Source organism: Shinella sp. M27, from assembly GCF_049199905.1.
GTDB lineage: Bacteria > Pseudomonadota > Alphaproteobacteria > Rhizobiales > Rhizobiaceae > Shinella.
Map to the genome: position 1 here is coordinate 1 of NZ_JBLZPK010000079.1, position 2,500 is coordinate 2,500.

Below are 2,500 nucleotides of genomic sequence, written 5' to 3' on the forward strand. Positions count from 1 at the left end.
GGTTGCGGGGGCAGGATTTGAACCTGCGGCCTTCAGGTTATGAGCCTGACGAGCTACCGGGCTGCTCCACCCCGCGCCATCCGGTTTTTGCCGTAAGGCAAAATACCGACCGATTTTTGCCGACGGCAAAGATCGTATTTCCGGTCCGGTTTTTGCCGGAGGCAAAATACCGTTGGATGCGAAGAACTCACATCCGAGGCTTAGAAAGCATAAAGGCCGCTTTGAGCGGCCCTTTGGTTTCGGCAGGGCCGAATGTGTGTCGAGAAGATCGCTGTGGGTATTTTACCTTACGGTAAAACCCTGTTCACATTGCCTTTAGCAGACCTGGCAGCGACCTACTCTCCCGCGTCTTAAGACGAAGTACCATTGGCGCTGGGGCGTTTCACGGCCGTGTTCGGAATGGGAACGGGTGCGGCCACCCCGCCATAACCACCAGGTCGGCTAAGGGCAATGTGATGAGAAGCTGGTAGAGGAAGGAGACTTCCTCGTTTGTCTTATTTTGTGAACACGTCTTGGCTTCATCCAACCCTTTGAGGGTTGATGAGCATGAACAATGAGAACGATCAAGCCAATCGAGCTATTAGTACCGGTAAGCTTCATGCATTGCTGCACTTCCACACCCGGCCTATCAACGTGGTCGTCTTCCACGGCTCTCAAGGGAATACTCGTTTTCAGGTTGGTTTCCCGCTTAGATGCCTTCAGCGGTTATCCATTCCATATATAGCTACCCTGCTATGCCGTTGGCACGACAACAGGTCCACCAGAGATATGTCCATCCCGGTCCTCTCGTACTAGGGACAGATCCTGTCAATATTCCTACACCCACGGCAGATAGGGACCGAACTGTCTCACGACGTTCTGAACCCAGCTCACGTACCGCTTTAATTGGCGAACAGCCAAACCCTTGGGACCTGCTCCAGCCCCAGGATGCGATGAGCCGACATCGAGGTGCCAAACAACCCCGTCGATATGGACTCTTGGGGGTCATCAGCCTGTTATCCCCGGCGTACCTTTTATCCGTTGAGCGATGGCCCTTCCACGCGGGACCACCGGATCACTATGACCGACTTTCGTCTCTGCTCGACTTGTCAGTCTCGCAGTCAGGCGGGCTTATGCCATTGCACTCGACGACCGATTTCCGACCGGTCTGAGCCCACCATCGCGCGCCTCCGTTACTCTTTCGGAGGCGACCGCCCCAGTCAAACTACCCACCATACACTGTCCCGGACCCGGATGACGGGCCGCGGTTAGACATCCATGACGATAAGGGTGGTATTTCAAGGATGGCTCCACAAGAACTGGCGTCCCTGCTTCAAAGCCTACCACCTATCCTACACATGCCGACACGAATGCCAGTGTAAAGCTATAGTAAAGGTGCACGGGGTCTTTCCGTCTAACCGCAGGAACCCCGCATCTTCACGGGGAATTCAATTTCACTGAGTCTCTGCTGGAGACAGCGGGGAAGTCGTTACGCCATTCGTGCAGGTCGGAACTTACCCGACAAGGAATTTCGCTACCTTAGGACCGTTATAGTTACGGCCGCCGTTTACTGGGGCTTCGATTCAAAGCTTGCACCTCTCCTCTTAACCTTCCAGCACCGGGCAGGCGTCAGACCCTATACGTCGTCTTGCGACTTCGCAGAGCCCTGTGTTTTTGATAAACAGTCGCTACCCCCTGGTCTGTGCCACCCCAATACACTTGCGTGCAATGGGGTCACGCTTCTTCCGAAGTTACGCGTGCAATTTGCCGAGTTCCTTCAGCAGAGTTCTCTCAAGCGCCTTGGTATACTCTACCTGACCACCTGTGTCGGTTTCGGGTACGGTCTATACGGTGGAGCTATTTCCTGGAACCGCTTCCCCGCCCAGACAATCCAATAAGTCTGAACAAGTTACGCAATCCGTCACTACCACCAGGCCCACGAATATTAACGTGGTTCCCATCGACTACGCGTTTCCGCCTCGCCTTAGGGGCCGGCTAACCCTGCTCAGATTAACTTTAAGCAGGAACCCTTGGTCTTTCGGCGAGAGGGTCTCTCACCCTCTTTATCGTTACTCATGTCAACATTCGCACTTCCGATACCTCCAGGAGCCCTCACGGGTCTCCCTTCACAGGCTTACGGAACGCTCCGCTACCACTGGACTTGCGTCCAATCCTCAGCTTCGGTGCATGGCTTTAGCCCCGTTACATTTTCGGCGCAAAGACCCTTATTTAGACCAGTGAGCTGTTACGCTTTCTTTAAATGATGGCTGCTTCTAAGCCAACATCCTGGTTGTTTTGGGATCCTCACATCCTTTCCCACTTAGCCATGACTTGGGGACCTTAGCTGGAGGTCAGGGTTGTTGCCCTTTTCACGACGGACGTTAGCACCCGCCGTGTGTCTGCCGACTAGTACTCCCAGGTATTCGGAGTTTGGTTAGGATCAGTAAGACGGTGAGTCCCCATAGCCCATCCAGTGCTCTACCCCCTGGGGTATTCGGTCGACGCTCTACCTAAATAGATT

1 tRNA gene and 2 rRNA genes (1 of these 3 cut by a window edge) are annotated in these 2,500 nt (G+C 54.2%); all 3 read right to left on the reverse strand.

The window, feature by feature from the left end:
- Positions 1-2 precede the first annotated feature (2 nt).
- Positions 3-76, reverse strand: a tRNA-Met gene (locus ACOZK4_RS27130).
- 246 nt (positions 77-322) lie between these two features.
- Positions 323-437, reverse strand: a 5S ribosomal RNA gene (rrf, locus tag ACOZK4_RS27135).
- Between the two features lie 122 nt (positions 438-559).
- Positions 560-2,500: ribosomal RNA gene (locus ACOZK4_RS27140) — 23S ribosomal RNA — on the reverse strand (it continues 855 nt past the right edge of the window).